Annotated in this window: 23 protein-coding genes; 10 read left to right on the top strand and 13 right to left on the bottom strand. The window is 63.9% G+C overall.

All coding sequences use genetic code 11. The features are described from left to right. Positions 1-2,580 (top strand): DNA ligase D, encoded by a 2,580-nt coding sequence (ligD, locus tag ACN0TK_RS10260; protein ID WP_417309393.1) that lies wholly within the window; start codon positions 1-3, stop codon positions 2,578-2,580. On the opposite strand, the gene hemH is transcribed toward ligD, so the two are convergent. The 3 genes from hemH to ACN0TK_RS10245 form a co-directional block, all read right to left on the bottom strand. Next, complete coding sequence (gene hemH / locus ACN0TK_RS10255; protein ID WP_417309392.1) at positions 2,577-3,596, bottom strand: ferrochelatase; 1,020 nt, start codon at positions 3,594-3,596, stop codon at positions 2,577-2,579. The genes ligD and hemH overlap by 4 nt on opposite strands. An 82-nt stretch (positions 3,597-3,678) precedes the next feature. Continuing rightward, positions 3,679-5,310, bottom strand: a complete 1,632-nt coding sequence (locus tag ACN0TK_RS10250; RefSeq protein ID WP_417309519.1) for a DUF1007 family protein — start codon at positions 5,308-5,310, stop codon at positions 3,679-3,681. Positions 5,311-5,335: 25 nt separating this feature from the next. After that, positions 5,336-6,235 (bottom strand): LysR family transcriptional regulator, encoded by a 900-nt coding sequence (locus ACN0TK_RS10245; RefSeq protein ID WP_417309391.1) that lies wholly within the window; start codon positions 6,233-6,235, stop codon positions 5,336-5,338. 162 nt (positions 6,236-6,397) lie between these two features. On the opposite strand from ACN0TK_RS10245, the gene ACN0TK_RS10240 reads away from it, so the two are divergent. Beyond that, complete coding sequence (locus ACN0TK_RS10240; protein ID WP_417309390.1) at positions 6,398-6,826, top strand: hypothetical protein; 429 nt, start codon at positions 6,398-6,400, stop codon at positions 6,824-6,826. Here the strand turns inward: ACN0TK_RS10240 and modB are convergent. From modB to ACN0TK_RS10215, 5 genes are read right to left on the bottom strand one after another with little or no spacing between them, the layout of a single operon-like run. After that, positions 6,812-7,510, bottom strand: a complete 699-nt coding sequence (gene modB, locus ACN0TK_RS10235; protein ID WP_417309389.1) for a molybdate ABC transporter permease subunit — start codon at positions 7,508-7,510, stop codon at positions 6,812-6,814. The genes ACN0TK_RS10240 and modB overlap by 15 nt on opposite strands. Then, a complete protein-coding gene (modA, locus tag ACN0TK_RS10230; protein ID WP_417309388.1) occupies positions 7,485-8,243 on the bottom strand; it encodes a molybdate ABC transporter substrate-binding protein in 759 nt (252 codons plus the stop codon). The genes modB and modA overlap by 26 nt, the downstream gene beginning before the upstream one ends. 39 nt (positions 8,244-8,282) lie before the next feature. After that, positions 8,283-8,663, bottom strand: coding sequence for a winged helix-turn-helix domain-containing protein (locus tag ACN0TK_RS10225; protein WP_417309387.1), 381 nt, complete (start codon positions 8,661-8,663; stop codon positions 8,283-8,285). Between the two features lie 7 nt (positions 8,664-8,670). Further along, complete coding sequence (gene eda, locus ACN0TK_RS10220; protein WP_417309386.1) at positions 8,671-9,306, bottom strand: bifunctional 4-hydroxy-2-oxoglutarate aldolase/2-dehydro-3-deoxy-phosphogluconate aldolase; 636 nt, start codon at positions 9,304-9,306, stop codon at positions 8,671-8,673. 59 nt (positions 9,307-9,365) lie between these two features. After that, positions 9,366-10,172 carry a hypothetical protein gene (locus ACN0TK_RS10215; protein WP_417309385.1) on the bottom strand — a complete coding sequence of 269 codons (807 nt, stop codon included), beginning with the start codon at positions 10,170-10,172 and terminating at the stop codon, positions 9,366-9,368. Positions 10,173-10,368: 196 nt separating this feature from the next. Between ACN0TK_RS10215 and ACN0TK_RS10210 the strand changes: the two genes are divergently transcribed. Continuing rightward, positions 10,369-10,734, top strand: coding sequence for a YegP family protein (locus ACN0TK_RS10210; protein ID WP_417309384.1), 366 nt, complete (start codon positions 10,369-10,371; stop codon positions 10,732-10,734). A 3-nt stretch (positions 10,735-10,737) separates the two neighbouring features. On the opposite strand, the gene ACN0TK_RS10205 is transcribed toward ACN0TK_RS10210, so the two are convergent. Then, complete coding sequence (locus ACN0TK_RS10205) at positions 10,738-11,619, bottom strand: c-type cytochrome (RefSeq protein WP_417309383.1); 882 nt, start codon at positions 11,617-11,619, stop codon at positions 10,738-10,740. A gap of 75 nt (positions 11,620-11,694) precedes the next feature. Continuing rightward, complete coding sequence (locus tag ACN0TK_RS10200) at positions 11,695-12,678, bottom strand: PfkB family carbohydrate kinase (protein WP_417309382.1); 984 nt, start codon at positions 12,676-12,678, stop codon at positions 11,695-11,697. Positions 12,679-12,861: 183 nt separating this feature from the next. Here ACN0TK_RS10200 and ACN0TK_RS10195 point away from each other — a divergent pair, with 183 nt between their 5' ends. Genes ACN0TK_RS10195 through ACN0TK_RS10185 form a run of 3 tightly spaced genes read left to right on the top strand, consistent with a single transcriptional unit; the run spans position 12,862 to position 14,591 of the window. After that, positions 12,862-13,251, top strand: a complete 390-nt coding sequence (locus ACN0TK_RS10195; protein ID WP_417309381.1) for a hypothetical protein — start codon at positions 12,862-12,864, stop codon at positions 13,249-13,251. Between the two features lie 18 nt (positions 13,252-13,269). Further along, positions 13,270-13,779: a sigma-70 family RNA polymerase sigma factor gene (locus ACN0TK_RS10190; RefSeq protein ID WP_417309380.1), complete on the top strand. Its 510-nt coding sequence runs from the start codon at positions 13,270-13,272 to the stop codon at positions 13,777-13,779. Next, entirely contained in the window at positions 13,776-14,591 is an 816-nt protein-coding gene (locus ACN0TK_RS10185) for an anti-sigma factor family protein (protein ID WP_417309379.1), read from the top strand. Before ACN0TK_RS10190 ends, ACN0TK_RS10185 begins: the two co-directional genes overlap by 4 nt. Before the next feature lie 30 nt (positions 14,592-14,621). On the opposite strand, the gene ACN0TK_RS10180 is transcribed toward ACN0TK_RS10185, so the two are convergent. Further along, positions 14,622-15,356 (bottom strand): SRPBCC family protein, encoded by a 735-nt coding sequence (locus tag ACN0TK_RS10180; protein ID WP_417309378.1) that lies wholly within the window; start codon positions 15,354-15,356, stop codon positions 14,622-14,624. A gap of 303 nt (positions 15,357-15,659) precedes the next feature. Here ACN0TK_RS10180 and ACN0TK_RS10175 point away from each other — a divergent pair, with 303 nt between their 5' ends. Further along, a complete protein-coding gene (locus ACN0TK_RS10175; protein ID WP_417309377.1) occupies positions 15,660-16,832 on the top strand; it encodes an alpha-hydroxy acid oxidase in 1,173 nt (390 codons plus the stop codon). Positions 16,833-16,846: 14 nt separating this feature from the next. On the opposite strand, the gene ACN0TK_RS10170 is transcribed toward ACN0TK_RS10175, so the two are convergent. Continuing rightward, the gene (locus ACN0TK_RS10170) at positions 16,847-19,354 is read right to left on the bottom strand and encodes a heavy metal translocating P-type ATPase (RefSeq protein ID WP_417309376.1); all 2,508 of its coding nucleotides are present in this window, start codon (positions 19,352-19,354) and stop codon (positions 16,847-16,849) included. Between the two features lie 77 nt (positions 19,355-19,431). On the opposite strand from ACN0TK_RS10170, the gene cueR reads away from it, so the two are divergent. Continuing rightward, entirely contained in the window at positions 19,432-19,836 is a 405-nt protein-coding gene (gene cueR / locus ACN0TK_RS10165) for a Cu(I)-responsive transcriptional regulator (RefSeq protein ID WP_417309375.1), read from the top strand. 49 nt (positions 19,837-19,885) lie between these two features. Then, a complete protein-coding gene (locus ACN0TK_RS10160) occupies positions 19,886-20,224 on the top strand; it encodes a GNAT family N-acetyltransferase (protein WP_417309374.1) in 339 nt (112 codons plus the stop codon). Here ACN0TK_RS10160 and ACN0TK_RS10155 read toward each other — a convergent pair. Then, the gene (locus ACN0TK_RS10155; protein WP_417309373.1) at positions 20,214-21,686 is read right to left on the bottom strand and encodes an NAD-dependent succinate-semialdehyde dehydrogenase; all 1,473 of its coding nucleotides are present in this window, start codon (positions 21,684-21,686) and stop codon (positions 20,214-20,216) included. The two genes, ACN0TK_RS10160 and ACN0TK_RS10155, sit on opposite strands and share 11 nt — an antisense overlap. 147 nt (positions 21,687-21,833) lie before the next feature. Between ACN0TK_RS10155 and ACN0TK_RS10150 the strand changes: the two genes are divergently transcribed. Continuing rightward, positions 21,834-22,742: an SMP-30/gluconolactonase/LRE family protein gene (locus ACN0TK_RS10150; RefSeq protein WP_417309372.1), complete on the top strand. Its 909-nt coding sequence runs from the start codon at positions 21,834-21,836 to the stop codon at positions 22,740-22,742. Positions 22,743-22,748: the final 6 nt, after the last annotated feature.

Below are 22,748 nucleotides of genomic sequence, written 5' to 3'. Positions count from 1 at the left end.
ATGTCTGTCTCTGCCGACGAACTGCTGCGCGACTATCGCAAGAAGCGCGACTTCGCCAAGACCGCCGAACCCTCGGGTGACAAGGCCGCGAACGGCGCCGGCACCGACACTCCACCACGCTTCGTCGTCCAGATGCACGACGCCACCCGCCTGCATTATGACTTCCGCCTCGAGCTCGATGGCGTCCTCAAGAGCTGGGCCGTCACCAAGGGCCCATCGACCGATCCCGCCGACAAGCGCCTCGCCGTCCGCGTCGAGGATCACCCGCTTGATTACGGCGACTTCGAAGGGACCATCCCGGAAGGCGAATATGGCGGCGGCACCGTCATGCTGTGGGACGAAGGCACCTGGGAGCCGATCGGCGACCCGCACGAGGGCCTTGAGTCAGGCGATCTGAAAATCCGCCTCTCCGGCAAGCGGATGAAGGGCGAGTGGGTGCTGGTCCACATGAAGGGCCGCGACACCAAGACCAGGAACGGCACGCGCGAAAACTGGCTGCTGATCAAGCACCGCGACCGCTACGCCACCGAAGGCAGCGACCTCACCGACAAACATACGACCAGCGTCGATTCCGACCGCGACATGGCGGGTATCGCCAAGGGCCTCAAGCCGAAGAAGAAGAGCGCCAGGAACAAGCCCAAAGAGGTCTGGCACAGCGATGCGAGCGCCACCCTGCCGGAGTTCCGCGCCCCGCAACTCGCCACCCTGACGGACGAGATTCCGACCGGCAGCGACTGGCTGTTCGAGCTGAAATACGACGGCTACCGCTGCCTCGCCGCGGTCGCGGGCGGCGAGGTCAAGCTCTTCACCCGCAACGCCAATGACTGGACCGAGCAGTTCGGCGCCGTGGTCGAACCGCTGTCCAAACTCACTAAAGGCTCGGTGCTGCTCGACGGTGAAATCTGCGCCTTCAAGGATGGCCGCACCGATTTCTCGACCCTCAAGGACGCGCTGTCGAACGGCGGGCAACTGGTCTACTTCGTCTTCGACATCCTCGAGCAGGATGGCGAGAACCTCGAAAAGCTGCCGACCATCGAGCGCAAGCAGCGGCTCGAAGCGCTGCTCGGCAAGCGTAAGAAGGATGACTTCATCCAGTTTTCCGAACATGTCCGCGCCCATGGCGAGGAAGTGTTCAAATCGGTCTGCCAGTCCGGCCAGGAAGGCATCATCGCCAAGCGCGCCAACGCGCCCTATCGCCATACCCGCAGTCGCAACTGGCTGAAGATCAAGTGCCTCAAGCGCCAGGAGTTCGTCATCGGCGGCTGGCGCCCCTCGACCCGCAAGAAGACCTTCGCGTCCCTGCTGCTGGGTGCGTTTGAGGGAGACGAACTGGTCTATCGCGGTCGCGTCGGCACCGGCTTTTCGATGGATGATGCGGCAGCATTGCAGGGCCAGCTCGATAAACTCTCCCGCAAAACCAGCCCCTTTGGTGAGGTGCCCCGCGACGTCAAACGCGAGGCGAACTGGGTCACCCCGAAGCTGGTCGCCGAAATCGCCTTCACCGAGCTGACCCCGGACGGCCACCTGCGGCACCCCAGCTTCATTGGCCTGCGGGAGGATAAGCCCGCCAATCAGGTCAAACTGGAGACGCCCAAGGCGGCGCCTACCGACAAATCGAAGGCAAAAACGCCGGCCAGCAAGTCAGCAGCAGAGACCCCCGACGTGCCGCTGACCGACGAGGACGGCATCGCCGTCGCAGAGCGTCTCGGCGTCCGCCTTACCAGTCCCGACCGCGTCGTCTTCCCCAACCAGGGCGTCACCAAATCGGAAATCGTCGCCTATTACGAAGCCGTCGCCGAGCGCATGCTCCCGCATCTGGTCAATCGTCCGCTCAGCCTCGTCCGCTGTCCGCAGGGCCGGGCCAAATACTGCTTCTTTCAAAAGCACGCCTCGGGCGGCTTTCCGTCCCAGCTCAAGGACGTGCCGATCGCTGAAAAGGACGGCAAGACCGAAGACTATATGTACGCCGAGGACCTCGCGGGGGTGATCGCCGGCGTGCAGATGAACAGCCTCGAATTTCACATCTGGGGCAGCCGCATCGCCGATGTCGAGAAAGCCGACAGGATCATATTCGATATCGATCCCGACGAGGGTCTCGATTTCGGCAATGTCCGCGACGCTGCCCGCGATATCCGTGACCGGCTCGCAAAGCTTGGCCTCAAGACCTTTCCGCTGGTCACCGGCGGCAAGGGCATCCACGTCATCGCCCCGTTGCGCCCGACCCGCGACTGGCCCGACGTGAAGGCCTTCTGCAAGGGCTTCGCCCAGTCCCTGGCCGGCGACGAACCCGACCGCTTCACCGCCACGATGAGCAAGGCGAAGCGCAAGGGCCGTATGTTCATCGACTATCTGCGCAACGAGCGCGGCTCGACCGCCATCGCGCCCTTTTCGACGCGCTCGCGCGAAGGCGCGCCCTGCGCCGTGCCGGTGACCTGGGACGAACTCGAAACGCTCGAGGCGGCGAACCTTTTTAGCCTCGAAGGCGCAGCGGCCCACGCGGCCGGACCGGACCCCTGGCCCGACTATTTCAAGCTGAAGCAGGCCCTGACCGACAAGATGCTTAAGGCGGTAGGTGTCTAGATCCAGCCGGCCAGTTCGCGCCGCACCACCGCTTCGAGCATTTCCATGCCGAGCTCGGAATCGTTGAGGCACGGGATATAGGCATATTGCTCGCCGCCCGCTTCCTCGAACTGCTCGCGGCCGGTGATGGCGATCTCTTCCAGCGTTTCGATGCAGTCGGCCGAAAAGGCCGGCGCCACGACGGCGACCCGCTTGGTGCCCTGATGCGCCAGCTCTTCCAGCGTCTTGTCCGTATAGGGCTGCAACCATTTGGTCGGCCCGAAACGGCTCTGGAAGGTCACCTTCAGCTTTTCGGGCGCCCAGCCGAGATACTCGCGCACCAGCCGCGTCGTCTTGAAACACTGGCAGTGGTAGGGGTCGCCCTTTTCCAGATATTCGACCGGCATCCCGTGATACGAGGTCAGCACCACGTCGGGCGTGAAATCGAGCGCCGCTACGCCCCGCTCAATGCTCGTCGCCAGCGCCTTGATGTAGGTGGGATCTTCGAAATAGGCAGGCAGCGTGCGAACGGCCGGCTGCCAGCGCATCTTTTTCAGCGCGTCGAACGCCTTGTCATTGGCCGTAGCGGTCGTCGTCGCAGAATACTGCGGATAGAGCGGCGCGAGCAGGATCTTCTGGCAGCCCGCCGCCTGCAGCTTCTCGATGCCCGACTTGGTCGAAGGATTGCCGTAGCGCATGGCGAACTCGACGACGACGTCGTCGCCCAGCTGCTCCTGCAGCTTTTCCGTCTGGCGCCGTGTGATCACCCGCAACGGGCTCTCATTGGTTTCCATGTCCCAGATGCGCTTGTAGTTCGCGCCACTCTTTTGCGGACGAATGCTGAGGATGACGCCCTGCAGGATCGGCTGCCAGATCCATTTGGGCGACTCGATCACCCGCGTATCCGACAGGAACTCGCTCAGGTAGCGGCGCATCGACCAGTAGTCGGTCGCGTCAGGCGTCCCCAGATTGAGCACGAGCACCCCGATCTTTGGGGTTTTGACCGGCGGATGGCCGGGGGGGAGACCGGTGGTCATGGCATATCCAGTTTGGAAACATTCCAGGAGGCGCAAAATAGTCCGGCGCGCCCTGAACACAAGTGCGGGCAGCCCCTCTGCGTCACAATGCAGCGAGCAGCATCAGCACCCCGAAAGCGAAGACCAGTACGGCCCCCGCCAGCTCCAGCCACCACAGCGCAATACCAAGCTTTGGATTGTCCGCGCCGGCGAAACGCCGCGCCAGGCCCTTGGCGCCGACAGCCATGGTTGCCAGAACGGATACGGTCAGCGCCGTGCCCAGCCCCATCAGGAACACGGCCCCGACACCGGCAAGGAAAATCCCCTGTGTCAGCGCGAAGACCAGCACCAGCAGCGCTCCTGAGCAGGGCCGCAACCCGACACCCAGCACCACGCCCAACTGCTCCCGCCAGTCGCCACGCACCTGATCGGCCGTCACCACATGGTGGTGCCCATGATCATCGTCGGCACCATGTCCGTGCGGCGCGTGGTCATGGTCGTGAGCGTGGTCGTGTTCGTGGTGATGCGCATGGTGGTGGTCATGGTCATGCCCGTGACCATCATGCGTGTGCGAGTGGCCCCAGCCGAACAGCTTGCGCGCGATCAGCCACAGGCCGAGCAGCGTCAGCAAGCCATAGGCCGCAATCTCGATCCAGCCGACCGCCAGATCCATCACCGTCGCCGACAGCCCGAGTATCGCCGCAGCGATGCCGACGAAAACGATCGCCACAACCGATTGCAGCATCGCCGCCATGACGCTCAGCCTTATGCCGCGCCTCGCCTGCCGCTCATTGGCCAGCATGTAGGAGCCGATCACCACCTTGCCGTGCCCCGGCCCGGCGGCGTGGAAAACACCGTAGAGAAAGCTCAGCCCGCCAAGCAACCAGAAGCCGGTCCAGTCACTCTTCATCGCCGATAGCGCGCCGCTGAGTGAGCGGTAGAAATTCTCCTGCGTAATCTGGATCCACCCCAGAAAGCCGGTCCGCGGCAGCTTGAACCCCGGTTCGGCAGGCGGTCCGCCAAATGGCAGAGATGGCCGGGACTCCGCTACCTGCTGCGTGGCCTCCAGCGCCGTCTCCGGCTCCGCACCGCCAAGGCTCGGGCACGACACGACGATCGCGCCTTGCGCCCCACGCAGTGCCGCAGCGAGGTCCGGTGGCAGTTCAACCACGTCAGGCGGCAATTGACCGAGCCGCTCCTGGACGTCCGGCGGAACATCGTGTCCGGGATCCAGCCGGACCGTGCAGTCAGCCGGGGCATTTTTGAGCACGATGTCCTGCGGACCGGCAAAGTTGATCGCGACGTAATACTCGGGATCGGCAATGGCCAACGAGAACGCGCCGCTGACCGGGGCTTCTGGCGCGACGTTGAAGTTCAGGGTCGAGCGATTGCGCTCGTAAACGAATTTTGCCCCGCCGGCATAGCTGAGACCGATCTGTTCGCCGTCATCCACCAGCGAGGAGTAGAACCTGTACTCGGCCAGGCCGGCGACATTCTCGTCTGCCAATTCCTGCATCTCGGCGGAGGTCGTGATCCCGTCGCCATCGACATCGAGCCCCTGCACCTGCCACACCGAGAACGCTTCGTCGAAAGTCCACGCATTGCGGATCTCGACCAGAGTGCCGTTGTCGTCGAACACCAGCGTCGCCTTGGCATCTATCCAGATATGCGGATGCGCCATCACTGGGCCAATCAGCGCGAGCAAAAGGCTCGCGACCAGCGTCAGAAATCGCACGATGGGCAAGGAAATCTCCGTCAGGTCAACGCAGCGGTTGAGTCTCGAACCAGTGCACGAGATGGTCGATCAGCGCACGCACCTTGCCGGCCAGGTGTCGGCGATGCGGATAGACCGCCGTCAGGCTGGGCCCTTCCGGCATACGATCTTCCAGCACCGAGACCAGCCGGCCAGCCGCAAAATGCGGTTCGGCCAGATAGACCGGCAATACGGCAAACCCGAGACCATGCAAGGCAGCCTGCATGGCGGCGACGGGCGAATTGACCCGCGCCGGCCCCGACACATGCACCGACATCACCTTGCCGTCTTCGATGAACCGCCAGCTGTTGTGCGATGGCATGTTGGTATCGACGATGCAGGGCATATTGCGCAATTCCTCTCCGGACGTCGGCATGCCATGCTTGGCCACCAGCTCTGGAGAGGCACAAACGAGATGCTTGATGTCACTGATCTTCCGCGCGATCAGCGAGGAGTCGGCCAGCGTGGTGATCCGCAGCGCGACGTCGATACCTTCTTCCACCAGATCGACGAACCGGTCCTCCAGCCTGAGATCGACAGAAATCATCGGATTGGACTGCATGAAGCTGAACACGGCGGGTGCCAGCGTCGTCTCCCCCAGATTGCGCGGCGCCGAAACCCGCACCAGCCCGCGCGGCTCCGCCGTCTGATCCGAGATCGTCGCGTCGAGCTCGTCGAGCTGCATCAGCAACTGGCTGGCCTCGCGGTAATAGGCTTCACCCGCCTCGGTCAGCCCCAGCTTGCGGGTCGTGCGGTTCATCAGCCGCACCCCGAGATAATCCTCGAGATCGGTGACATACTTGCTCAACAGGGCCTTGGACCGGCCGTGCTGCCGCGCCGCAGCGGAAAAGCCACCGGCGTCGAACACCTGCACAAAGGCGCGGATGCGGGACAGGTCCTGGCTCATTGCTTCCTCCAGCCGCCGGGAACGGCGACAGGTGCAGGCCGTTCGCTCGACGCTTATGTCATTCGTGCCGGGTGAACAATGCCGGGGCTTGGTCAAAGCTCATTTAACGATAGGATGCGTTTGATGTCGTTGGACCCGCTGCTACGGACGAATTTTCCGACCATGACCAAACCCAAGTCCCGTTCGACACTCTACCGGCTGATAGAGGCCGGTCAGCTGGCGCACCAGGCGCTGCTGGTCCCATTGCGCGATCGGGGGCTCGAACCCGGCGACGACGCCGTGATCTTTGCGCTGCATGCGAGCCTCGGCGCCACCGAGGATGCGCTGGCGGAAGCGCTCGGGCTCGACCGCGCCGCGCTCGATCCGCGACTGGCGCGTCTCATGGACCGCGACATCATCGGCCGCCAGGCAATCGGCCCCGAACTGGCCCCGGGTCTCGCCCTTACCGAACGCGGCGACCGCATTCGCGAACTGCTGGCTGGCAACTGGCAGCAGCTCGAAGACGCGCTCTTTTCGGACCTGCCGAAGAAGCAGCAAAAGCACCTGCGCAAGGCGCTGAAACGGCTGGTCGACCTGCTACGGATGACTTGAACGGCCGAGACGCCGGTCAATCAGCATGGTCGCGGTGATCGCAATAAAAGCAAAAACCACCATGCCGGCGGATAGCATATGCGCCTGCCCCCATTCGAGCCGCTCGACGTGATCATAGATGGCCACCGACACCAGCTTGGTCTGGCCCGGGATATTGCCGCCGATCATCAGCACCACGCCGAACTCGCCCACCGTATGCGCGAAACTGAGCACCGCGCCGCTGAGATAGCCGGCGCGCGCCATCGGCATGGCGATCCAGAAGAACCTCTGCCACGCCCCCGCGCCAACAGAGGCCGCCGCCTCCAGCTGATCGTCACCGATCGCCGCAAAGGCAGCGCGTAGTGGCTGCACCATGAAGGGCAGCGAATAGATCACCGAGCCGATGACCAGACCCGGGAACGAGAAAGCCAGCGTTCTGAGCCCGAACATTCCGGCAAGCGCACCGCCGGGTCCGTTTGGCCCCAGGGCAATCAGCAGGTAGAACCCGAGCACCGTCGGCGGCAGGATCAGTGGCAGCGCCACGACGGCCGCCACCGCCTCCTTCCAGCCGCGCGCTGAGCGCGCCAGCCACCAGGCGATCGGCGTTGCGACGACGAGCAGGATTGCCGTCACCACACTCGCCAGCGTCAGCGTCAGCCACACCGGCTGCAGCAGATCCTCACTCACCGCTCGCCACCTCCGCATAGCCATGGCTTACGATGATGGCGCGCGCCTCGGGGCCGGCGAGATAGGCGAGAAAGGCGCTGGCGACCGGATTGTCGGCACCGACGGTGAGCAGAACGGCATCCTGACGGATCAGGTCATACAGGGTCTCCGGCACTTGCCAGACCGAACCCTCGGCCCGGTCGAGCACCTGCCCCAGAGCCACCATGCCCAGTTCGGCACTGCCGCTTTCGACAAACTGCAACGCCTGACTGATGTTCTGCCCGGTCACCAGCCTGGGCCGCACGGCCTCCAGCAGGCCCAGCCGCTCCAGCGCCTGAAAGGCGGCCGTCCCATAGGGCGCGGACACCGGGTCAGCGATGGCGAGATGGGCGAAGCCGACAGCCGAAAGCCATGCCATTCCATCGCCGTCGCGCATCGCCGGGTCGTAAAGCGCCAGCCGCCCGACGGCATAGGTGAAGGCACTGCCAGCGACCGCCAGGCCCTGGTCGATCGCCAGTTGTGGCCGCGCGGCGTCGGCCGCCAGAAACACTTCATAGGGCGCGCCCTGTGAAATCTGGGCGAACAGACCGCCCGTCGCGCCGCTGCTGAGGATCACGTCATCGCCGCTCTGGGCCGAGAACGCGTCGGCAATTTCCTGCGCTGGCGCGATGAAGTTCGCCGCCACCGCCACGCTGACCTCGCCCGCATGGACACTACCGCCACCGGCCAGCAGCGTTAGCAGGATCAGCGCTCGATATATCCACGCATTCATAACGCTCACCCTGCCTTTGCAGGCAGCGGCAAACAAGCGTTATTTCCGTTCGGACATATCCGTGTGAAGCCGCGTCAGGGCATCGAAGTCACGCTCGATCGCCTGGCGGGCGGTCGCCTGCATGCCGCGATAGCGCTCCAGCACCTCGCGCCCGGCCGCGCTGAGCGTTGCGCCCTGCTCCTTGCCGCCACGCATGGTCTCGATCAGCGGCGCGCCGAACCCCTCGTTCAGGGCCTGCACCAGGCTCCAGGCGCGCTTGTAGCTCATGCCCATGCGTTTGGCGGCCTCGGAGATCGAGCCGGTCTCGGTCACAAGGCTCATCAGATCGGCACGCCCCGGCCCCATGTAGAAGCTCTCGGACAGTGTGATCCTCAGGTGCGTCAGCCCGGTTTCGGTCCTGCGCTGACGTTGTCCCGCCATTGGTGCCCTAGGATTTCAGCGCCGCCGCGTCCCGCGACAGGCTCTCGATACGGGCCCAGTCGCTCGCCTCGATCGCATCAGCCGGCATCACCCAGGATCCGCCGACGCAGATCACATTGGGCAGCGAAAGATAGGTCTTGGCCTTCTCGAGATCGATGCCGCCCGTCGGGCAGAAGGTTATGTCGGACAGCGGCGAGGCGTAGGCCTTCAGCACCTTGGCGCCACCCAGCGCCTCGGCCGGGAAGAACTTCAAAAAGCTGTAGCCGTGCTCGGACGCCGTCATTGCCTCGGTCGGTGTCCCGATACCCGGCAACAGCGGAATGGCATGCGCTTCGGCGGCCTCGAGCAGGCGCGGCGATGCGCCCGGCGACACCATGAACTGGCAACCGGCGTCGACAGAATGGCCCATCTGCAGCGGCGTGCGTACGGTGCCCGAGCCGACGATCGCACCCTCGACCTTGGCCATCTCCTCGATCACACGAAGCGCATTCGGCGTGCGCAAGGTCACTTCCAGCACCCGCAACCCGCCAGCGACCAGCGCCTCGGCAAGCGGCCGCGCCTTTTCGACGTCATCGAGGACGATAACCGGAATGACCGGCGCGATGGACAGGGTCTGGCGCAGCGCGGCGACATCTTGCGGCATGAAACACTCCTTGGCAGGCATGGCTTTGCGCTGAGGGTTAGGCGGTTGTCGCCGTACGATCAAGCCGGAAAGTCCTGTCGATCGCCAGCCAGCGGGTCTTCGCCGAACACGTGCAGACGATGAAAGCTCACATGTTCCACCGCCGGCCAGAAGGCCGAATCCTCCGGCAGCAGCAAACAGCGCGACTGCGGCAGCGCCTCGCGCAGATCGTCGCCCAACTGGCTGAGCACAGTGACGATCTCGAAGCTGTCGGTGAGCGAAATGACCCCGTTGCGCCACGCCTGCTCGGCCAGCGGCACCAGAGGCAGATAATTGGCGGGATCGAGCGGCCCACCCCATTCGCGCGGCCGTATGGCGACGATTCTGAGGTTCGGATGCGGTCGCCCCTCGCGAGCAAAGGACAGTTCGGTAATGGCGCAACGATAGTCCCATCGCCGCAGCACTTCGTCATGCAGGGTCGTGTAAGCGCTCAATCCGCCGTCGGAATGCGCCACCGCGTCTTCCAGCGCGCCCTCGGACCCTGAAAGTGGCGCCGCCGAGACGATGCGCGCATACTCTGCATTGGTCAGTTCTATCGACCGCCGGGCGCCCGGACCACCGGCCTCCGATCCTGCCAGTATTTCGTCATCGAACGCCCGATATGGGTTCAGCACCACTTCAACATGGTCGTCGTCGTGAGCGTGCAGCGCCGCCACGCGACCTTCGCCGACGTATATAATGCCGGCAGTGTCGAGACGGCGATAAAGCAGCACGGAATTGGCCAACTGACGGGCTGCAGACGATTGCGTACGCCGATCAATCGGCACCGAAACCTGCCCGGCACCGATCCAGTTTTCCTGCTCGACCGCCAGCGCCAGCTTGGCCAACCGTGCCTCCAACCTCATCAGGTTCTGGAGCACAGGATAAGGGTCTATCCGGATGCTGACGAGTCACCTCTAAGAAATTCTCCCATTGGGAAACTTCCGGACCAATAGTAATGCCCTGTTGCCTTGCACAAAGTTGCGACTAACCTGTCCGGGTACCGAGGCGGAGGGCGCCTCGCATAGGGGAGACCGCCGCGTCATGCACAAGTTCAAGATCACTGCCGCCAAGAACGATCAGTTCATCGCCAAATTCGTCTACAACGCCGAGACCATGGTCTGGTCGGAGAGCTACGCCTCCAAGGCCAGCGCCAAGAACTGCATTGAGTCGATCAAAAAGAACGCGCCGGACGCGGTGGTTGTCGACTTGACCAATGACGAGGACGGCAAGGGCTACCGGTTCGAGATCGCCGGTTCCAAGGATGGCCAGTTCTTCGTGCGCTTTGTGGCTTCCAACGGCGAAACCATGGTGCGGTCCGAAACCTACACCTCGAAAGCCAGCGCCAAGAACTGCATCGAATCGGTCAAGAAGAATGGCCCGGACGCGCCCGTCGAAGACGAGAGCTGACCTCTAGTCCTCTTCGAGCAGATACGCAGCGGCGGCCTCGCGGTCGTCCTGCGTCCAATAGGCCGTGCTTTCCGAGATCACCTCACCCATGGCGCCGCCCAGCACGTCAAAGCCCGGCGTGAAACCATCCGCAAGCGTCTGCGCCAGCGTATCGAGGTCATAGCCTTCGTCGACGAGCGAGGCTGCGAGCAATGATGGCGCCCGACCGCCCGTGCCGCCATCCGGATTGCCGGTCAGTTCCTGTCCGGCCTCGATCGCCCCCAGCGCATTGCGCGGCGAGTGGCACATGACGCAATGCCCGGGACCTGTGACCAGATAGCGGCCGCGGTTCCACCGCTCAGAGCGGCTGGTGTCGGCCTCATAGCGATGCGGATGGAAAAACAGGTTCTTCCAGCCGGCCAGCGCCAGCCGGATATTGAACGGGAACCCGATCTCGTGCGGCGGCGCCGGTGTCGATACCGGCGGAACCGCCTGCAGCGCCGCGAACAGGTCAACGATCTCCTGATCGCTCATCAGCGTGTAGTTCTCATAGGGGAAGGCCGGGTAGAGATGGCCTTGCGGACCCTCGCCATCGCTCATCGCCTTGGAGAATTCCGCCAGTGTCCAATTGCCGATACCGGCATTTGGGTCCGGAGTGATGTTGGGCGCATGGAAAGTACCGAAGGGCGTGACCAGCCCCTCACCGCCGGCCAGTTCGGCCCCGCCATTGGCAGTATCGGTGTGGCAGCCGATGCATCCGCCAAGCCGGATCAGATAGGCGCCGCGCTCCGCGTTCGCCGTCAACGTCAGATCACGCGCCGGGCCGGTCACCGGTTTGAGCATGTAAATGGCAACGCCCAGCCCCACGACCACCACGACCGCCACCAAGATGAGGAACGTCCGCATGCTCGCCTCCCTGCCGGATCGACCCATTGGGCCAGACACTGGCGCGCGGCGCAACTATAGACTTTTGGGCGGTGCTCAGCTTGCGGATAGAACCGCGTCCACCTCGGCACGCGTCGGCGGCACGCAGCCGACGTGCCGGCAGTTCAGACCGGCGACCACGGCGCCGAAGCGCAACATCTTTGCGAGCGCCTCGTCTCCCAGAGCCCCGAGGCCCTCGGCCGACAGCGCCCCATTGTCGGAGAGCCAGGTCAGCACCCCGGCCATCAGGCTGTCGCCAGCCCCAACGGTGTCCCCAAACGGCACGGCCTCGAAGACGTCAGCCGTCGCCGCGCCGCTGCGGGTCACCGCGCGACTTCCGGCCTCTCCAAAGGTGACGATCACCAGTTTGCACTGCGGCCGCCCCAAGAGATCGCGTGTCGCATCATTGAAGATCCGCTCGATCTGCGCCGGCGCGAGCTCTTCAACCTTCACGGCGCGCCCCAGCGCCAGTGCAGCCAGATCCTCGATCGACAGCTTCACCAGATTGACCTGATCGAGGAAGAGATTGAGCCGCGCCGTATAGGCGGCAAAATCGTCGACGAGCGACGGGCGCACGTTCGGATCCATCGTCAGCACCGCGCCGCGCGCCGCTGCATCTTTCGCCACGGACAGCCAGGCCTCGGCGTCCTCGGGCAGGATCGGGCAGAAACCGCCGATCTGGAACAGCTCGAGCTGCTCGGGCAAAGCGTCGATGAGCCCCTCGGTCGAGAACGCGCGATCTGCGCCGCGCTGAAACTCGTAACTTGCCTCGCGACGGGCATTGTAGGTCACGATCGCCTTGGTCGTCGGCACTTCGACCCGCTCTTTCAAAAGCAGCTCGACGCCGGCGGCCTGCAGCGGCCCCAGCAGCTGATCGCCATAGTCATCGGTGCTGATCGGGCACAAAAAGCCCGTCGGGTTCGACAGCTTGGCCAGTGCGATCGCACAGTTGAATGGCGATCCCCCTGCATGCGCAGCCCGTGTGTCCCCATCCCCCGTCGGAACCAGATCGACCAGGCTCTCGCCACCAACCACAAACATGCGCACATTCTCCCGAACCGTGGCGACCGTTACAATGCGCGGCGCGCCCTGTTCAAGCGTGAAGCACACGCGGGCGAAAAAGAGCGACGAAAGTTTTTTCGGACCGGCAGGGAATAACCGCCGTCTGGCGGTGTTGACACCTTCGAGGGCCGCCATTCGACGGCTCAAGCGAAAGGGAAAACAATGAAACTCGCAATTCTTGCCGGCGCCGCTGCGCTGACCGTGCTGTCGACTGCTGCGTTTGCCGAGGACTATGTCGGCGGGGCGATCAAGACGATGGAGATCAATGGGGTCGAGGTGCTGACCGGCGCCAACGGCATGACGCTCTACACCTTCGACAAGGATGAGCCTGGCGTGTCCAACTGCAACGCACAGTGCGCCGCCAACTGGCCGCCGGCCATTGCCGATGCCGGTGCCACCCCCGAAGGTGATTTCACCCTCGTCGACCGTGCTGACGGCGCCCAGGTCTGGGCCTACAAGGGCTGGCCGCTGTATTACTGGGTTAAAGATTCCCAGCCGGGCGACACCACGGGCGACATGGTGGGCGGAGTCTGGCATACCGCGACTGAGTAAGCCGGACGGCGCGGGCCCATGACGCAACTGCTGGATGAGATCGAGAGCTGCGTGCCGGCATTGCGCCGCTACGCCAGAGCACTGACGCGCGACGCTGATCGCGCCGACGATCTCGTCCAGGATTGTCTCGAGCGGGCCATCCGCAAGCGCAGTCTCTTTGCCAGCCCCGGCACGGTCCGGGGCTGGCTGTTTCGCATCCTGGTCAACCACTGGCGCAATCAGGCCCGTTCCCAGCGGCGGCGCGGCGACCACATGGCGCTCGATGAAATGCTCGTCGAACCCTCGGTGCCGGCCGCACAGCATGGGCGGATCGCCCTTAGCGAGATGTCTCGGGCGATCGACAAGCTGCCCACGGACCAGCGCGAAGTGCTGCTGCTGGTCGCGCTCGAAGGCGTCAGCTACGGCGAAGTCGCCACCATTTTGGACATCCCTGTCGGAACTGTGATGTCCCGGTTGAGCCGGGCCCGTGCGACATTGCGATCGTTGACCGGCAATGGAAACGAACCCAGATTGAGATCGGTGAAATGAGCGAAACACTGCCCATCTCGGAAACCGATCTGCACGCCTTTGTCGACGGGCAGCTGCCTGCTGAGCGCGCCGCCGAGGTCGAAGCCTGGCTGGCCGCCAATCCCGACAAGGCGGCTGAAATCGCCAGCTGGACACAGCAGAACGAAGCGCTGGCGACGCTCTTCGCGCCGGTCGCCGCCGAACCGATCCCGAGCCGCCTCGATGTTCGCGCTCTGGCGCGCCGACCGCGCGGACCGGCATTTGCCTGGCCCCAACTGGCGGCCGCGGCGATGGTGCTCATTGCTCTCGGCGGTGCCATGGGCTGGGCGACACGCGAATATTTGCGTCCCGACGCGAGCCAGGCGCTGATTGCCAGCGCGGTTTCCGCCCATTCCCTCTTCGTGCGCGAGAACCGTCACGCCGTCGAGGTTGCCGCAACGGACCGCGAGCATCTCGTGTCCTGGCTCTCCAACCGCATAGAGCGCCCGATCAGCACACCGGATCTGGCGCAGGAGGGCTTCACGCTGGTCGGTGGCCGGCTGTTGCCCGCGACCGACGAAGTGGGCGCCGGGCCTGCGGCACAGCTGATGTATGAAAATGCTGCCGACCAGCGCGTCACCGTCTACATCACCGCCGCCGTCAACGGCGAAGAGGACGTCTCCAAGTTTGCCAATCGCGACAGGCTAGACGCCTTCTTCTGGGGCAATGACCTGATCACCTGCACCGTGGTCGGTGATCTGCCCGAAGACGAGATGAAGACCGTCGCCCGCAAGGTCTACCAGCAACTGTCCTGGCGTCCCGACTCCACATCCGGCAACTGGCGCGCCAGCTAATCAGCCTCTGGAATTGCGACCAGCGCGAGGCTAGCCGCGCTTTTCGGGATAGTTGGCGGTCCACCAGCTCTCCAACCGACCCTTGAGCTGGTCAAAAGCGCCATCGTGCAGACCGAAAGTCGTCACCAGGAGTGAGCCGCCCCCATACTCTCCGGCATCGGGAATGTCGGTAGCGATCATCAGCCCCAGATACCACGACGACACGGTCACGCCCGTCTGAAACCTGGACTGATGCCAGATTTCACCTGCGACCCAGTCGTCGGTCGGCAAGGCAGCATCATAGCCGGCATCGACCTCGGTCTTGCCGAGCTGCAGCGCCGCGCGCGGCAACGCCCCCGAATCCGTCCTCTGCCCCGATAGATAGATCGTCCGGCGCGGCTCTCCCGGATGGTGTTCCAGAAGCAGGCGAAGCTGCGCCACGAAACTGATCCAGCCCTCGACCATGTCGTCATAGACATTGCCCCAGCCGCCCGTCGGAACCGGCCCTGAACGGACCACCCGCAACCGCGTTCCGGCACCCTCTGGGGCCAGTTCAAATCGATCCGAAACGCCCTGGTACCCGCCGAACTGCAACACGGTTTGCTCGGCATTTGGGGTCGCGCTCTGCTCGAAGATGAAACGGATCTCCTCTTCCAGCGTGTCCGCATCCCAGCCGAACCAGTTCTTCAGCTGTTCCGGCTCGCGCAACGCCCGCCACACTTCTCCGACCGGGGCGGCGATGGTGATGTCGACAATCACCGCTTCGGACGTCTGCTCACTGCTCATCATCATGCCCCGTCGACTCAATTCCAGCTTTATGATCACGGCGCAGTCCGGATGGCCAGCAGTCGACACTAGGCTTTCGGCTGCATCTGATCGCTCAGAAACCTGAACGCGGAGCCCGTGATGAGCGACTGCCATCTGCGCGACGGCAACCAGACGTAGTGCGAAACCGAGAATGTCTCACGTCATCGCGCATCCGCTGCGCTTCTAGCACAACTTCCGCCTTTAACCGCATCCCCCAAGCGTCGCATTGACCACTGACATGTCAGTTGCATAGAACGACGCCAGTATCCCCGCGAGGCGCCTATGCCCAATCTCGAAAAATACCTGACGATCGACGACCTGATGAAGGCGGCGCGCCGCCGTGTGCCGAAGATGTTCTTCGACTACGCGGATTCTGGCTCCTACACCGAGAGCACCTATCGCGAGAACACGACCGATTTCGACAAGATCAAGCTGCGCCAGCGCGTGGCGGTCAATCTCGAGAACCGCAACCTCACCAGCACCATGCTTGGCCAACCCGTCTCGATTCCGGTTGGTATCGCCCCGGTCGGCTCGACCGGCATGCAGAGCGCCAACGGCGAGATCAAGGCGGCACGGGCCGCCGAAAAGTTCGGCATTCCCTTTACCCTGTCCACAATGAGCATTTGCTCGATCGAGCAGGTTGCCGAAGGCACCACCAAGCCGTTCTGGTTCCAGCTCTACGTGATGAAGGACCGCGATTTCATCAATCGCCTGATTGACCGCGCCAAGGCCGCCAACTGTTCGGCGCTCGTGCTGACGATGGACCTGCAGATCCTCGGTCAGCGGCACAAGGACCTCCGCAATGGCTTGCGTGCACCGCCGCCAATCACCCCGAAGTTCCTGTTTGAGCTCGCGACCAAGCCCGCCTGGGCCTTCGGCATGCTGGGGTCCAAGAGCTATACCTTCGGCAACATCCACGGGCACGTGAAGGATGCGATCGATCTGGCGTCCTTGAGCAAGTGGACCGGCACGCAGTTCGACTTGACGCTCAACTGGAAGGACATCGGCTGGATCAAGGACCGCTTCGGCGGGCCGGTCGTGGTCAAGGGCATTCTCGATCCCGAGGACGCGCAACTGGCAGTCGATCACGGCGCCGATGCGATCGTCGTCTCCAACCATGGTGGGCGGCAGCTCGACGGGGCACCGTCATCGATCCGGGTGCTGCCCGAGATTGTGGATGCAGTAGGCAATAAGACCGAAGTGCTGATGGATTCCGGTATCCGCTCGGGTCAGGACGTCATCAAGGCCCTGGCGCTCGGTGCCCACGGCACATTCGTCGGCCGCGCCATGAACTATGGTCTCGGCGCGGGTGGTGAAGAGGGCGTGACGCGCGCGCTCGAAATCATCACCAAGGAGATGGACACCACCATGGCGCTGATGGGCGAGCGCGACATCCGCAATGTCGGCCCGCACAACATCTATTCCAACGAATTGCTGCGCCGTCAGGGCTACTGACGGCGCCGAGCGCGCTAGCCGTCCAGCTTTTCTGCATTGAGCCGCAGCGCATTGGCGATGACGCTGACCGAACTGAGCGCCATCGCGGCAGCTCCGATCATCGGCGACAGCAGCCACCCGGTCACTGGGTAGAGGACGCCCGCCGCCACCGGAATACCCAGCGCATTGTAGCCGAAGGCAAAGCCGAGGTTTTGCTTGATGTTGCGGATGGCACCCTTGGCCAGCCGCCGCGCTTTCAACAGCCCCGACAGTTCACCGCCGAGCAGCGTGATGCCCGCCGACTCGATCGCTACGTCGGCCCCACCGCCCATGGCGATGCCGACATCTGCAGCAGCCAGCGCCGGCGCGTCGTTGATCCCGTCACCAGCAAAGGCAACCACGCGACCTTCCTTCCGCAGGGCCTCGATCATCTCGTGCTTGTCCTCGGGCGACAGCCCGGCCCGCACATCGGTGAGACCGAGCTCCTTGCCGACCGCCTCCGCAGTGCCAGGCGCATCGCCGGTCGCCATCACCACCCTGATGCCTTCGCGATCGAGCGCCTCCAGCGCCTCTCGGGCCCCGGCCTTGACCGCGTCCGCCACTGTGACAAGACCGATCGCCCGTCCCTCATGCGCAACCAGAACGGCGGTGCGTCCCTGACTGGCCTGTTGCTGCAACAACTCGGCGAGCTTGGGTTCGACTGCGACGCCTTCTTGCTTGAACAGCGCCGGGTTGCCGACGAGCGCGGGCCGACCGCCAACCTCGCCCTTGATCCCGAGCCCGGTAACCGAACTGAAGCCGGTGCTTTCATATTCGCGCGCACCGCGCGCTTCCGCGCCCTTGGTGATCGCGCTGGCGATAGGGTGCTCCGAATGCCGTTCGAGCGCGGCCGCGACGGCGAGCACAAAACCCTCGTCGACGCCCGGCATGCCGATGACATGGCCGAGCTCCGGCTTGCCCTCGGTCAGCGTGCCAGTCTTGTCGATCACAAGCGTGTCGACGCGCGACAGCGCCTCGAGCGCCGCGGCATCCTTGACCAGGACGCCGTCGCGCGCACCGCGACCGATTGAAACCATCACCGACATCGGCGTCGCCAGGCCGAGCGCACAGGGGCACGCAATGATCAGCACGGAGATCGCGGCGACTGTGGCAAAGGAGAGCTTCGGATCCGGTCCGAACACCATCCATGCCCCAAAGGCGAGCACAGCGACGGCCACAACCAGCGGCACGAACCAGCCGGCAACCTGATCGGCCAGAGCCTGGATCGGTGCACGGCTACGCTGCGCCTTGCCGACAAGCGCAACGATCTGGCTCAACCGGGTGGAGCTGCCGACATGGGTCGCCTTCATCACAAAGCCCCCCTGCCCGTTGATCGTGCCGCCCGTCACCGGGTCGTCGACACCCTTGCGGACCGGCGCTGCTTCGCCCGTCAGCATCGACTCGTCCACATGGCTTTCGCCCTCGACGACAACGCCATCGACCGGCACAGACCCACCCGGCTTGACCCGTAGCCAGTCACCGGCTTCCACCTCTTCGAGCGGCACTTCGTGATCCTTGCCTTCCCAGACCCGCAGGGCTGTCTTCGGCGCCAGATCCAGCAGCGCGCGGATGGCTTTTCCTGTCGCGTCCCGGGCCCGCAGTTCAAGCACCTGGCCGACGAAGACCAGCGTGATGATCACCGATGCGGCCTCGAAATAGAGCGGCGGCCCACCATGACCGAACTGCATCGGGATGAGTTGCGGAAAGAGCAGCGACACGACCGAGAACAGATAAGCTGCACCGACGCCGAGCCCGATCAGCGTCCACATATTGGGCGAGCGGTTGCGCAGCGACGACCAGAAGCGCCGGAAGAACGGCAGCGCAGCCCAAAGCACCACTGGCGTCGCGAGAGCGAACTCGACCCAGCGCGCCACGCCTTCGCCCAGCCATGTCCGGAACGGCAGGCCGATCATCGGCCCCATCGAGATCAGCATCAGCGGCACGCTCAGCAGCGCGCTAACCCACAATCGCCGGGTGAAATCGACAAGTTCCGGGTTCGGCCCGTCATCAAGCGAGGCGACCATGGGTTCGAGCGCCATGCCACACAGCGGACAATCCCCCGGGCTGTCCTTTACGATTTCCGGGTGCATCGGACAGGTCCACTTGGCGTCGTCCGGAACGTCCTCACTCGCGCCGGCACCATGATGATGGGCATGTCCCCCGTGCCCCGACGCGTTACCTGCAGAAGGCGCCAGGAACTTCGCGGGTTCAGCTTCGAACTTCGCTTTGCAGCCAGCCGAACAGAAATACTGCCGCGTGCCCTCGTGTTTCACCATGTGCTGCGCCGTCGCCCGGTCCACCTTCATGCCGCAAACCGGATCGGTCGCGCTGAGATAGAGCTCGGGATCGGCATCGAACTTGGTCTTGCAGCCATTGCAGCAAAAGCCGAACGCGCGGCCCTCGTACGCGCTCTTGTGCGCCGTCTTGTCCATATCGACGACCATGCCGCAAACGGGATCGCGGGTCGGTGCGGCATCGGAGGTGGGGTGCGTGTGCTGCGCCATGGTCATGCTCCTTCACTATTGAAACCGTGTGTGCACCTTCCCATCATGGCAAGGTCAAGTGCTTTCGGGAGACGACCATGCAGATTGGTGAAGCCAGCCGGCTGACCGGCGTGTCGGCGAAGATGATCCGCCACTATGAAGCGATCGGATTGATACCCAGCGCTGACCGGCGCGAGTCGAACTATCGCGATTACGGCCACCACGATCTGCATCGGCTCGGCTTTATCCGCCGCGCTCGCGATCTGGGCTTTTCGATCGACGAGATCCGCGACCTGCTGCGGTTGTGGGACGACACGCAGCGCACCAGCGCGGATGTGAAGGCACTGACCGAAAACCACATTGCCGAACTTGATCGCCGCATCGCACTGCTCGGCGAAATGCGGGCGACGCTGGCTGGCCTCTCCAGTGCGTGCGACGGCGACAATCGGCCGGACTGCCCGATCATCGAGAGCCTCGCGGGAGAGACCCATCACCAGCACTGAGATCACCTACCGCCTCGATTCCCTCCCGAGCCCAGAGCAGTTTGCGCCGATGTGGCGCGCCGCATGGGGGAGCGACTGGCATGGCGATCTTGCAATGATCCTCTCACGGAGCCTCGTCCATGCCGGCGCCTATGACGGAGGGCGGTTGGTCGGCTATGTCAACGTCGCCTGGGATGGCGGCACCCACGCCTTCCTGCTCGATACGACCGTCGATCCGGACTACCAGCGGCGCGGCATTGCCACCGCTCTCGTCCGGATGGTGACGGCGGCGGCTCAGGCGCGAGGTGCGTCCTGGCTGCATGTCGACTTCGAGGCGCGGCTCGGACCTTTTTATGAGGCCTGCGGGTTCCGCCCGACAGCCGCCGGTCTGATTGCCCTCACACGCTGAGGCACAGGTACTTGATGTCGAGGTAATCCTCGATGCCGTACTTGCTGCCTTCGCGACCATGACCGGACTGCTTGATTCCACCAAATGGCGCCATCTCGGTGGAAATCAGCCCTGTATTGATGCCGACCATGCCATATTCCAGCGCCTCGGCGACCCTGAACACGCGGCTCATGTCACGCGCGTAAAAATAGCTCGCGAGGCCGAACTCGGTCGCATTGGCCAGCCGGATGACATCGTCCTCGGTTTCGAAGCGAAACAGCGGCGCCAGCGGGCCGAAGGTTTCCTCGCGGGCCAGCCGCATGTCTGCGGTCGCACCCGTGACGATGGTTGGCTCGAAGAACAGCCCCTCCTTGCGCTTGCCGCCCGTCAGGACCTGACCGCCCTTGTCGAGCGCATCCTGCAAATGACGCTCGACCTTCTCGACGGCCTTCTCGTCGATCAACGGCCCGGTGGTGATGCCGTCGCCAAACCCGTCGCCGACATTGAGCTTGCCAACGGCGACAGCCAGTTTTTCGGCAAACGCGTCGTAAACCCCGGCCTGCACGTAGATCCGGTTGGCGCAGACGCAAGTCTGACCATTGTTCCGGTATTTCGAGACCATTGCCCCTTCGACGGCTGCATCGAGGTCGGCATCGTCGAAAACGATGAACGGTGCATTGCCCCCGAGTTCGAGGCTGAGCCGCATGATCTGGTCCGCGCCTTGCCGCATCAGGATGCGACCCACCTCGGTAGAGCCCGTAAAGCTCAGCTTGCGCACCAGATCGTTGGCGCAGAATTCCTTGCCGAGATCTGACGACTGCGTGGACGGCAACAGGTTGAACAACCCGGCCGGCAAACCGGCCCGCTCGGCCAGCACCGCCAGCGCGATCGCAGACAAGGGGGTTTCAGCGGCCGGCTTGCTGACGACTGCACATCCGGCCGCCAGCGCCGGGGCCATCTTGCGCGCCAGCATGGCATTGGGGAAATTCCACGGCGTTATGGTCGCGACCACGCCGACCGGCTGCTTGATGACGATGATCCGCTTGTCCTCCTGGTGACCCGGGATCGTATCGCCATAGACGCGCTTCGCTTCCTCGCCGAACCACTCGACATAGGACGCGCCATACATGATTTCGCCCTTGGCCTCGGCGACCGGCTTGCCCTGCTCGGCGGTCATGATCTTTGCAAGATCGTCGGCATTTTCGACCATCAGATCGTACAGTCTGCGCAGCACGGAAGCCCGCGCCTTGCCGGTTTTTGCTTTCCATTCTGCCTGCGCGGCATGGGCGGCGGTGATCGCCGCTTTGGCTTCAACCATGCCGCAATCGGGCAGACTGGCCAGCACTTCGCCAGTCGCCGGATTGGTGACCTCGAACACGGCGCCGGAGCTTGCGGCCGCCACCCACGCGTCGCCGATACGCGCCGCAGGGCGCAGCAGCGTCGGATCGGAGAGATGGCGGATCATGGGTTCGAATATGGACATGGCAGGTCTCCTCGTGCGTGATCTCAGCCCACACTGGCCTTTGGCACAACCGTAGCAGCATCGGCCGCTTGCCGCCTCCCGCGACATGCTATTGGATGCGCCAAAACGCAATGACGACATCAGTCGCACCAAAAGGGGGATCGGTCGATGACTGGCATCTATGAAAGCTTCGAAAAGGAATATGCGTCGCTGATCCAGGGCAGCGCCAAACTCGAAACGCTGTACGAGGGCTGCCGCTGGGCCGAGGGTCCCTGCTGGTTCGGCGACGCCAACCAGCTCGTTTGGAGCGACATTCCGAACAACCGCATGCTGCGCTGGACGCCGGACGGACATGTGTCCGAGTTCCGCTCGCCCTCGAACTACGTCAATGGCAACACGCGCGATCGTGAAGGTCGCCTGGTCTCCTGCTCGCATGGCGGGCGCAATGTCGTGCGCACCGAACACGACGGGTCGATCACCGTGCTGGCCGATTCCTACGAGGGCAAGAAGCTCAACGCGCCAAACGACGTGGTGGTGAAGTCCGATGGTACGATCTGGTTCACCGACCCCGGCTACGGCATCATGTCGGACTATGAGGGCTACAAGGGCGAGTTCGAGCAGGCCGGCCAATATGTCTTCTGTATCGACCCGGCGACCGGTGACCTGAAGGTCGTCACCGACGACTTCATCCGCCCCAACGGGCTCGCCTTCTCGCCCGATGAGAAGCTGCTCTATGTCGCAGATTCCGCCACCGAGTCGACCGGCGGTGAGCGCCGGAACATCCGCGTTTTCGATGTCGGCAGTGACAACGCGCTGTCCAACCTGCGCGACTATTACACGATGGAAACCGGCGTGCCGGATGGCTTCCGTCTCGATACCAACGGCAATGTCTGGACCTCGGCGCCCGACGGCGTCCACATCCTGACGCCCTCGGGTGTCGTGCTCGGCAAGATCCTGACGCCGGATACGGTGGCCAATGTCGAGTTCGGTGGCCCGCGCCACAACCGGCTGTTCATCTGTGCTACGCAGCGGCTGATGTCGATCTACGTTGCGGCCAACGGCTGCGCCCGACCCTAGGAAATG

Origin of the sequence: Devosia sp. (assembly GCF_048261455.1) — a bacterium.
GTDB lineage: Bacteria > Pseudomonadota > Alphaproteobacteria > Rhizobiales > Devosiaceae > Devosia_A.
The sequence above is the reverse complement of the archived record's forward strand: the minus strand, read 5'-3'. Positions and strand labels throughout refer to the sequence as shown.

Bases quoted from the DNA above. Each gene is read 5' to 3' on its own strand.
- eda (WP_417309386.1), bottom strand. From the start codon at position 9,306: ATGCCGCAAGATGTCGCCGCGCTGCGCCAGACCCTGTCCATCGCGCCG.
- modB (WP_417309389.1), bottom strand. From the start codon at position 7,510: ATGCGGAGGTGGCGAGCGGTGAGTGAGGATCTGCTGCAGCCGGTGTGG.
- ACN0TK_RS10175 (WP_417309377.1), top strand. From the start codon at position 15,660: ATGCCCAATCTCGAAAAATACCTGACGATCGACGACCTGATGAAGGCG.
- ACN0TK_RS10160 (WP_417309374.1), top strand. From the start codon at position 19,886: ATGTGGCGCGCCGCATGGGGGAGCGACTGGCATGGCGATCTTGCAATG.
- ligD (WP_417309393.1), top strand. From the start codon at position 1: ATGTCTGTCTCTGCCGACGAACTGCTGCGCGACTATCGCAAGAAGCGC.
- ACN0TK_RS10170 (WP_417309376.1), bottom strand. From the start codon at position 19,354: ATGGCGCAGCACACGCACCCCACCTCCGATGCCGCACCGACCCGCGAT.
- ACN0TK_RS10185 (WP_417309379.1), top strand. From the start codon at position 13,776: ATGAGCGAAACACTGCCCATCTCGGAAACCGATCTGCACGCCTTTGTC.
- cueR (WP_417309375.1), top strand. From the start codon at position 19,432: ATGCAGATTGGTGAAGCCAGCCGGCTGACCGGCGTGTCGGCGAAGATG.
- ACN0TK_RS10150 (WP_417309372.1), top strand. From the start codon at position 21,834: ATGACTGGCATCTATGAAAGCTTCGAAAAGGAATATGCGTCGCTGATC.
- ACN0TK_RS10190 (WP_417309380.1), top strand. From the start codon at position 13,270: ATGACGCAACTGCTGGATGAGATCGAGAGCTGCGTGCCGGCATTGCGC.
- ACN0TK_RS10225 (WP_417309387.1), bottom strand. From the start codon at position 8,663: ATGGCGGGACAACGTCAGCGCAGGACCGAAACCGGGCTGACGCACCTG.
- ACN0TK_RS10180 (WP_417309378.1), bottom strand. From the start codon at position 15,356: ATGAGCAGTGAGCAGACGTCCGAAGCGGTGATTGTCGACATCACCATC.
- hemH (WP_417309392.1), bottom strand. From the start codon at position 3,596: ATGACCACCGGTCTCCCCCCCGGCCATCCGCCGGTCAAAACCCCAAAG.
- ACN0TK_RS10240 (WP_417309390.1), top strand. From the start codon at position 6,398: ATGACCAAACCCAAGTCCCGTTCGACACTCTACCGGCTGATAGAGGCC.
- ACN0TK_RS10210 (WP_417309384.1), top strand. From the start codon at position 10,369: ATGCACAAGTTCAAGATCACTGCCGCCAAGAACGATCAGTTCATCGCC.
- ACN0TK_RS10200 (WP_417309382.1), bottom strand. From the start codon at position 12,678: ATGTTTGTGGTTGGTGGCGAGAGCCTGGTCGATCTGGTTCCGACGGGG.
- ACN0TK_RS10195 (WP_417309381.1), top strand. From the start codon at position 12,862: ATGAAACTCGCAATTCTTGCCGGCGCCGCTGCGCTGACCGTGCTGTCG.
- ACN0TK_RS10205 (WP_417309383.1), bottom strand. From the start codon at position 11,619: ATGCGGACGTTCCTCATCTTGGTGGCGGTCGTGGTGGTCGTGGGGCTG.
- ACN0TK_RS10245 (WP_417309391.1), bottom strand. From the start codon at position 6,235: ATGAGCCAGGACCTGTCCCGCATCCGCGCCTTTGTGCAGGTGTTCGAC.
- ACN0TK_RS10155 (WP_417309373.1), bottom strand. From the start codon at position 21,686: ATGTCCATATTCGAACCCATGATCCGCCATCTCTCCGATCCGACGCTG.
- modA (WP_417309388.1), bottom strand. From the start codon at position 8,243: ATGAATGCGTGGATATATCGAGCGCTGATCCTGCTAACGCTGCTGGCC.